Origin of the sequence: Nonomuraea sp. NPDC049141, from assembly GCF_040648415.1 — a bacterium.
In the GTDB taxonomy this organism is placed as follows: domain Bacteria; phylum Actinomycetota; class Actinomycetes; order Streptosporangiales; family Streptosporangiaceae; genus Nonomuraea.
Genome location: NZ_JBEZDR010000150.1, coordinates 1 through 2,134, shown reverse-complemented (window position 1 = coordinate 2,134; position 2,134 = coordinate 1). Strand labels below are relative to the sequence as shown.

The window sequence follows — 2,134 nt, the reverse complement described above, 5'->3', positions numbered from 1 at the left end:
CGGACTGATCATCAGGTGAAGATTCGCGGGCATCGGATCGAGCCGGGTGAGATCCAGCATGCGCTGACCGGCCATCCGAACATCGCCGCCGCCCTCGTCACTGCGTTCGGGCAGGACGCTGACCACCGGTTGGTCGCCTACCTGGTCCCGGCCGGTGCGGACGCGAGCGTCCCCACCGCCGATGAGCTGCGGTCCTACCTGGCCGCCGGTCTGCCGGACTACATGATCCCATCGGTGTTCGTCGAACTGGCCGCCTTCCCGCTGTCACCGAACGGGAAGATCGACCGTGCCGCGCTGCCTGCGCCGGATGGCAGCCGGCCTGAGCTCGCCGGCGGCTATCAAGCGCCGGTGACTACGACGGAGCATTTGCTGGCGGGCATCTGGGCCGACCTGCTCGGCGTGGATCAGGTCGGGGTCCGGGACAACTTCTTCGATCTGGGCGGGCATTCTCTGTTGGCCACCCAGGTCGCCTCCCGCGTTCGAGCGGTTCTCGGGGTGGATCTTCCTCTGGCGGCGCTGTTCGATCACCCCACCATCCATGAATTGGTTCCCCTGCTCAGCGGGGGGCCGGACGACGTCGCCCGGCCGCCGGTTCTGCCCGTTTCGCGCGAGCAGGCGTTGCCGCTGTCGTTCGCGCAGCAGCGGTTGTGGTTCCTGGCCCAGCTGGAGCCTGACTCGGTCGAGTACAACAATCCGACCTCCATCCCGCTGCCCGGCGACCTCGACATCGCTGTCCTGCGGGCCGCCCTCACCGCGCTGGTGGAGCGGCATGAAGTGCTGCGGACCCGGCTGGTGGCGGGCGCTGACGGCGTGCCGTACCAGGTCATCGATCCAGCGGCGGAGTTCCGGCTGCCGCTGGTCGATCTATCCGATCACCCTGCGCCGCATCTCGCCGCTCAAGATCTCATCGCCATGGACACGGCGACGCCGTTCGATCTGGCGGCCGGTCCGCTGCTGCGCGGCAGCCTGATCCGGATCAGCGACCAGGAGCACATCCTGGCCCTGTGCATGCATCACGTCATCTCCGATGAGTGGTCGTCCAAGATCTTCCATCGGGAGTTCGCCGCTCTGTACGACGCTTTCCAGGCTGGTCGGCCTTCTCCGCTGGTGCCTTTGGCGGTGCAGTACGCCGATTTCGCCGTGTGGCAGCGGTCCTGGCTCACCGGCGAGACATTGGAGGAGCAGCTCGGCTACTGGCGGCGGCAGCTGGCCCGGCCTTCGGTGCTGGAGTTGCCCACCGACCGGGTCCGGGCCGGTGTCCGTGACAGCGACGGGGCGGCCATCGACTTCCGTATCGACGCCGACGTCAGCCGTCGTTTGCAGGAGCTGTCCCGGCGCACCGGCGCGACGATGTTCATGACGTTGCTGGCGGCCTACACCGTGCTGCTGGGTCGCTACAGCCGTCAGGATGATCTGCTGGTCGGCACGCCGGTGGCCAACCGCAATCAGGCGGAGACCGAGGATCTGATCGGGTTCTTCGTCAACACTCTGGTGTTGCGGGCTGATCTGTCGGGCGATCCGACCTTCACTGATCTGCTGCAGCAGGTGCGGGCCACGGCGTTGGCGGCTTACGGTCATCAGGATCTGCCGTTCGAGCAGCTCGTCGATGAGCTGGGCGTCGAGCGTGACCGCTCCCGCACGCCGCTGTTCCAGACGTTGTTCAACTATTTCGCCATTGATGATCCGACGGCTCGGGAGCTGCAAGAGGCTACCGCTGATGGTGGTCAGCAGGCTCGGGTCGGGATTCTGGCTCAGACCGATCTTCGGATGATCTTCGCTGAGGGCAGCGACAATCTGTCGGCCACCATCGAATACAGCACTGCCCTGTTCGACCGGGTGACCATCGAGCGGTTGGTCGGTCATTTGCGGGTGTTGCTGGAGGCTGTGGGGTCTGATCCTGATCGGCCGCTGTCGGCGTTGCCCATCCTGACGTCGGCTGAGTTGCAGGCGCTGCGGGAGGTCAACGCCACCGGGGTGGTGTTGCCCGAGGCCGCCGGTGTGCATGAGTTGATCGCGGCTCGGGCGGCTGCGAGCCCTGAGGCGGTCGCGGTGGCCGGGCTGGAGGGGCAGCTCAGTTATGGGGAGCTGGATGCCCGCGCGAATCAGTTGGCTCACAAGCTGATCGCACTGGGTG

Annotated in this window: 1 protein-coding gene and 1 pseudogene; both read left to right on the top strand. The window is 66.5% G+C overall.

Annotated features, from left to right (window positions below; genetic code table 11):
• Nucleotides 1-15: 15 nt before the first annotated feature.
• A pseudogene (locus tag AB0B91_RS65315) lies at nucleotides 16-219 on the top strand (hypothetical protein); the annotation flags it as partial.
• 15 nt (nucleotides 220-234) lie between these two features.
• Nucleotides 235-2,134: condensation domain-containing protein (locus AB0B91_RS65310; RefSeq protein WP_358343068.1), on the top strand; the 1,900-nt coding region annotated here is incomplete at its 3' end.